Raw genomic sequence first — 6,808 nt, forward strand, 5'->3', positions numbered from 1 at the left:
CATCTAATAACTGTTCTTCTTTTAATCTTCCCAATGTAAGTATTGACAGAACTTGTGTTTTTCCCCTTGTAAATAATCCAGATCCATGAACTACATTTCTGGGTAGATATCCAGCTTTACATGTAATCTCTCTTATATCCGTAGGTTTTCTGTTATCTGAACGAACTTTATCTTCTAAAATTCTCTTTCTAATCAATTCCTTGGTTATATTAGAAAATATATCATTTATTATATTATTATATTTCTCCCAACCTTTCTCTAATTTAGCAACTGTTATTTCTTTTAACTGATTGATCATTGCCTTTCTTTCTTCAGCATCTTCTATCTTAATTATGTCTGACATTGGTTCCTGTACAAAATTTAAAATTTTATCTGAAAGAAACTCTCTTGCTACATCCTTTTCAATCTGTTTTATGAATTTTACTATCGTTTTTTGATATTCTAACCATTGATTAGTAATTTCCTCTTTTGCCTGATTTTTTATTTCAGTTAAGGTATCATTTCTTTCCTCAACATCCTCAATCAGGAAGGCATCTAATATCTTTTCTTTTAGTGTCTCAACCAATTTTAAATAGAGGAAATCTTCCATCAGTTCTTTTTCTAATTTTCTTAGAGAATCTTCCATATCTGAAATTTTCTCTTCCCAATCCTCTTTAAGTTCATCAGAAGCAAATTGTATAGCTTTTGAAATTGATTCTTTCTTAATTTTAGAAATTTCACCTTGTCTTGTATTTGCATCCTCAATCTTAACCGCTTTTAATAAAGGTTCCCTGGCAATATCAACTAACTTATTATTTGCTTTTCTAACCATATTGCTGAATTCTATCTGTTTATCAATCTGAATATTAATAATCAATTTAGCTGCTTCAATTGCTCCTATCAAAACTTCTTCGGATACCTCATCTGCTTCTGCTTCTATCATGATGATATCATCTTTTGTTCCAGCAATAATTAAATTTAAAGAACTATTTTCTAACTGCTCAAAAGTTGGATTCATTATGTATTTCTCATCTAAATAGCCAACTCTAACTGCTCCTATCGGACCCAAAAAAGGTATATCCGAGACAGTTAATGCTGCAGATGCACCTATTATAGCCAAATTATCGAATGGATTTATATGATCCACTGAAAGAATGGTGCCAATTATTTGAACTTCATTTCGATAATCATCAGGAAATAGTGGTCTAATTGGTCTATCAATTAATCTTGCTGCCAGTATTGCATCATCTCTTGGTCTTCCCTCTCTCTTTATGAAACCTCCTGGTATTTTTCCAGCTGCATACATCCTCTCCTCAACATCAACAAGTAAGGGAAGGAAATCTAATCCGCCTCTTTCAGTTTTTGATTTAACTACAGTTATTAGTAAAACTGTACCTCCACACTTAACTAAAATAGCTCCATCTGCTTGTTTCGCCAATTCCCCAGTTTCTAAAATTATCTCCTTGTCCTCTATTGGAATTGTTACTGTTTTATTTTTCAAAATTATAACCTCCTAAAAGTTATTAACGTTAGTATTTATACCACATTAAAAAATCACAATATGCTAAAAATATAATTATTTAATATTATTTTTCAAATTATAAACTGTAAACTATAAATTCATATAATGAATAATATATATAAAGAATATTACTGGTAAACTTTAAGCATGAATTCCTAAAACATAAAACTTTGTGGATAAAAAGGAGAATGTAAGATTGAAATAATGCGAAGGACTTCTCCAAATTCTTTCTTTATAATTTCTTACTTCCTCAATCCTAATTTCTTAATTAGTTTTTTATATCTTCCAGTATCTCTTGTCTTCAAATACTCCAGAAGTCTTCTTCTCCTACCCACTTTTTTCAATAAACCTCTTCTTGAATGAAAATCTTTTTTATGAGCCTTCAAATGCTCCGTTAGATCGTTTATTTCTTGGGTTAAAATAGCTAATTGAACTTCTGAAGAACCTGTATCATTTTCGTGAACTTTATATTCTTCTATAATCTTTTGCTTCTCTTCTTTACTTAATGACAATTGTTTTTACCTCCATTTTATTACAAGCATAAGATATCGTTTGTGTTTCAATATCCTAAGCAAGGGTGGTTAATCTACTTTTACTATATTTGAATTATATATATATTATATTATATATTTTATTTTAACAATTTTATTTCAACTTTTTTAACCTTACATTTAAAAATTCTTTTAATATTCCTTTTGCTTTTTTAATATCTTTTTTAATCTGATTCACTAACTTTTCAACTGATTCAAATTTAATCTCATTTCTCAATTTATCTATAAAACATAATCTCAACATCTCTGATTTCATTAACTCTTTAACCTTTTCTTCCTTTGTATCTAAAATATAGAATTCAATTGTTCTTTTTTTTCCATCAAAAGTTGGTCTTTTACCAATATTTATTAAACAATACCTTCTTAGACTATTCGACTTTATTTCTCCTAAGTATACGCCATCACCTGGTAAAACCAGTTCTTCTAACATTTTAATATTTATTGTTGGAAAACCGATAACTTTTCCCATCCCCTTGCCCTTTATTACTGATCCATAGATTTCATAAGTTCTTTGTAATAAATTATTGGCTTTGAATATTTCTCCCTTCATTATTAATTCCCGAATTAGAGTGCTGGAAACTGTTTTATCATTAACTTTTAATAATGGTATGACATTTACCTTAACATTTTGTTCTTCAAAATATCTTTTTAAAAAATCTACATTGCCTTTTGCTTTATAACCAAATCTAAAATCTTCACCAATTACTAATAATTTAGGATTAATTTTCCTTTTTATTATCTCATCTAAAAACTTTTCTTTAGTTATCATTGAAAAATCTTTTGTAAAAGGTATTACAATTACTAAATCAACATCAAAACAATTGATTAATTTAAGTCTATCTTCTAAAGATGTAAGCAAAGAGAATTCTTTAGCCGGGAAAAAGACTTTATTGGGATGTGGATGAAAGGTTAATATAACAAATGGAATATCTTTTTCCAATGATATTTTTTTACCAATACCTAATATTTTTTGATGACCAATATGGACACCATCAAAAAAACCAATGGTTAATACATTGCCCTTTTTATAATTTAAATTTTCTTTATGTTCATTTAAATTTTTCAATTTAACAATTTTTATCATTTTCCTAATAAAAAAGAATTAAAAATAATCACAAATTAAAAAGTATAGGTTCTGCTAAGAATCTCATCAAATTTGTGTGTAAGAACTTAATTTAGCATTATCCAAGCTTTTGCCACTACCATCTTACTATTAGATTCTGTATCTAAATTAATATTCCTGACCGTTTTGTATAGACTTATAGATTTTTTAGTATTTGTATATATAATTATTGTTTCTTCTTTTTTACATATTAAAGGTATATTTTTAATCATATTAAGTGAAAGAGGAGCACCATTTTCTATCATTTTTTTAAAAAAATCTTTAATCTTTACTTTCTTATAAATCTTTAAAAATTCTGAAATTGGAATTACTATTTCATTAATTCTTTTCATTAAAGCTAAATTTTCTAACTGCTCCAATTTATAGGAATCTTCTATCTTATAATTTCCGATTCTTGTTCTTACTAAGTTTGTTAATGTTGCGTATGTTTTTAATTTTATTCCTATATCTCTCGCTAAAGCTCTGATATATGTTCCAGAAGAGCAATTAACTTTTATTTTTAATATAGAATTTTTTATTGTATCTATTAATTGAATTTTATATATTTTTACTTTCTTAGGTTTTATTTCAACCTTTTCATTTTTTCTGGCAATTTTATATAGTTCTTTTCCCTTTAACTTTATAGCAGAATAAATTGGAGGAACCTGATCTATTTCTCCAACAAAGCTATCCAGCACTTTCTTTAAACTTTTATGATAACTTTTAAAATTCTTTACAACTATTATTTTATTCTTCTCTCTAATATTGTTTATATTTATATTCTCTAATCTCCTACTTAACTCATCTTTACTTAATCTTTTAACTATCTCTCCATAACTATCCAGCGTATCAGTTTCATATCCTAATTCTATTTCTGCAACATATTCTTTACTGTATTTAACTAAAATTTGTGAAAGTTTCGTTGCCTTTCCTATGCAAACAAGCAAAACCCCGGTTGCTAATGGGTCTAAAGTTCCAGTATGCCCCACCTTAACTTTTGGAAAAAGATTTCTTATCTCCTCAACAACATCGTGTGAAGTTAAACCTTTTGGTTTATTGATTATTATTAATCCATCTTTTATATAATTTTTCATTTTTATAAAAAAAATAAATATAAATTTTTAAATTTATAAATATAATTTCAATAAACCGTAAAATAGGCAACAGTCATATATGTGATGTTACTTTTTTGTAACTTAGAAAGAATCATATATGCAGTGCTACAAAATCAAACTTAAGATTCATATTACAAAGAGAAAAAATTTGTTTATACAGGGGTGCTACTTATCATCTAATTATTTGTATTGAACTTATTCTCTAGTTGTTTAATACAATCATTTAAATTTCTACTATTACAATGATAGCCTGCAGCCATTGGATGACCTCCACCACCAAACTTATTAGCAATTTTGGAAACATCTGTATCACTTGATGATCTAAGACTAACTCTGTATGTACCATCTTTTTGTTGCTTAAATACTGCTGCGAGTTTTACATTTTCAATTGCTCTTATTACATTTATAAATTCCATTGAAGCTGAATATGGAAGATTTAATTCCTTTGAGTCGTCCTGTAGAACATAAGAGTAAATTAGTGAACCACCTTTTGAAGTTTTTGTTCTTTTAATCATTAATTTATGCAGGTCAAGTGTAGATATAGGCTTATTTTCATAAATACTTTTAAATATTTTATTAGGATTTACTCCTATAGAAATAAGTTCAGCAGCCATAATATGACTATGACTAGTAGTATTTATATACTGAAACTTCCCACTATCAGCTACTAATCCAGTATATAGACACTCAGCTATTTCAATATCTATTTTTATATTATTTTCCTTAAAAATATCATATAGAATCTGAGTAACAGAGGCAGCTTCTGGAATTATTAAATTTATATCACCAAATTTTGTATTTTTATAATGATGATCAATATTTATTATCATTTTATAGTTATGCCTATTGAGATTTGGATAGAATTTATTGATGATATTATTAGTGGAATTATCTAAAGAAATTAAAATTGTTTTAGAATCAATTTGTGGGTGATTTTTCTTTAAATTATTTGCATGAGGAAGTTTAACATACTGATATGGAATTTCATTATCCCATGCTATTTCAACATTCTTTCTCCACTTTTTTAATAAACAAAACACAGCAAGGAGTGAGCCCATTGCATCACCATCAGGAATTTTATGAATAAAAAGTACAAATTTATCTTCATTTTTTAATATTTGCGCAATTTTCTTTGAAATATTTTTATGGTTTGTTATTTTCAACTTTTTTTACCTTCCTTCTCTTTTATTTCAGAAATTAATTTTGATATCCTTATACCTTCCTCAATAGATTTGTCAAAGAAGAATTTAATTTCTGGTGTAAATTTTAAATCTAATCTTTTTCCAAGTAAGCTTCTAATATATTTTTTTGCACTTTCAAGTCCTTTTATACTTTGTTCTTTCTCTTCATCAGAACCGTATATACTAATATAAATATTCGCAATTCTCAAATCAGGAGTAACTTTTACTTTAGTCACAGTCACAAACCCAATCCTTGGATCCTTTATCTCTCTTTGTAAAATTTCACTTAATTCTTTCTGAATAGCTATTTCCACTTTTCTTACTCTTTCTACACCCATTTCTTTTCATCTCCATTAATTATCATTAAATTTTAAACTTATGTTAATTTTTTTAAACACCATATTTTAAATCAAATATTAAAATATTAAAAGTAATTATAATAATTTCGTAATAACAGCTGTAATAATTAATAGTTTAAGTAAACAAGTTAATTTAAAAAAAGCTTGAATTATTAAAACATTAAACCTTTATTCTATTTCCTTTCATTTTTAATGCTCCTTTCCTGGATAACTTCATCGGGAATGCTTTTTCAAAAACTTATTAGAATTAAAGAATATTAAAAATTAATGTATATGTTATAGAGAGCCGTCAAGAAAACCTCGATGTTTGCATCGGGGAAGAATTGACTAAATATTTTTCAAAAAAGACCTGATATTTAATTAGTGCTTTAGTATAACATATATGTAAATAGATAAAAGGAATTTAAATATGAACATACAGATAAATATAGCGATTCCAAAACAGTGGAAAGATGAACAAGAAAAAGGTAAATAGTATGCTGATTCAAAAAGGATTTAAATACAGGTTAAAACCAACAAAAGAGCAAAAACAAAAGCTGTTACAACATGGAGGCAATACTCGGTTTGTATGGAATCACTTTTTGAAAGATAACATTGATTACTACAAAGAAACAGGGAAATTCAAATTCTATCATGAATTGGCTACTTCATTACCAAAATTAAAACAAGAACTTCCTTTTTTAAAAAAGTCATTTTCACAATCTCTTCAAATGGTTATTCGTCAATTTGATAAAGCATTAAAGGATAGTTTTAAAAAAGAAAAAGGCTTTCCTTCTTTTAAGAAAAAACATTTTCTGAGTGATAGTTTTACTTGTCCTCAAAAGTATAGATTAGGTAAAGGATTTGTATTTATTCCTAAAATAGGTGAAGTAAAATGGATTAAACATAGACCACTTAAAGGCAAGCCTAAATCAATTACAATTTCTCAAGATGGTAATAATTGGTATTGTTCTGTTTTGTGTGAATACGATGTAAAGGAACAAGAGAAAAAATCAGATA

At 27.0% G+C, this 6,808-nt stretch carries 7 protein-coding genes; 1 reads left to right on the forward strand and 6 read right to left on the reverse strand.

Annotation, left to right across the window (positions count from 1 at the left end):
- The 6 genes from KKC53_06245 to rbfA all read right to left on the reverse strand — a co-directional run.
- Nucleotides 1-1,480, reverse strand: a 1,480-nt coding sequence (locus KKC53_06245) for a hypothetical protein (protein MBU2598746.1), incomplete at its 3' end; no start/stop codon positions are given.
- Between the two features lie 263 nt (nucleotides 1,481-1,743).
- Nucleotides 1,744-2,013, reverse strand: coding sequence for a 30S ribosomal protein S15 (rpsO, locus tag KKC53_06250; GenBank protein ID MBU2598747.1), 270 nt, complete (start codon nucleotides 2,011-2,013; stop codon nucleotides 1,744-1,746).
- Between the two features lie 133 nt (nucleotides 2,014-2,146).
- Entirely contained in the window at nucleotides 2,147-3,136 is a 990-nt protein-coding gene (locus tag KKC53_06255; GenBank protein MBU2598748.1) for a bifunctional riboflavin kinase/FAD synthetase, read from the reverse strand.
- Between the two features lie 86 nt (nucleotides 3,137-3,222).
- The gene (locus tag KKC53_06260; protein MBU2598749.1) at nucleotides 3,223-4,248 is read right to left on the reverse strand and encodes a tRNA pseudouridine(55) synthase TruB; all 1,026 of its coding nucleotides are present in this window, start codon (nucleotides 4,246-4,248) and stop codon (nucleotides 3,223-3,225) included.
- 197 nt (nucleotides 4,249-4,445) lie between these two features.
- Nucleotides 4,446-5,432 (reverse strand): bifunctional oligoribonuclease/PAP phosphatase NrnA, encoded by a 987-nt coding sequence (locus KKC53_06265; GenBank protein MBU2598750.1) that lies wholly within the window; start codon nucleotides 5,430-5,432, stop codon nucleotides 4,446-4,448.
- Nucleotides 5,429-5,788 (reverse strand): 30S ribosome-binding factor RbfA, encoded by a 360-nt coding sequence (rbfA, locus tag KKC53_06270; GenBank protein MBU2598751.1) that lies wholly within the window; start codon nucleotides 5,786-5,788, stop codon nucleotides 5,429-5,431. The genes KKC53_06265 and rbfA overlap by 4 nt, the downstream gene beginning before the upstream one ends.
- 473 nt (nucleotides 5,789-6,261) lie before the next feature.
- On the opposite strand from rbfA, the gene KKC53_06275 reads away from it, so the two are divergent.
- The coding region (locus tag KKC53_06275; GenBank protein ID MBU2598752.1) for a helix-turn-helix domain-containing protein at nucleotides 6,262-6,808 on the forward strand (547 nt) is incomplete at its 3' end.

Source organism: Actinomycetota bacterium (assembly GCA_018830725.1).
Classification (GTDB): Bacteria; Actinomycetota; Humimicrobiia; order JAHJRV01; family JAHJRV01; genus JAHJRV01.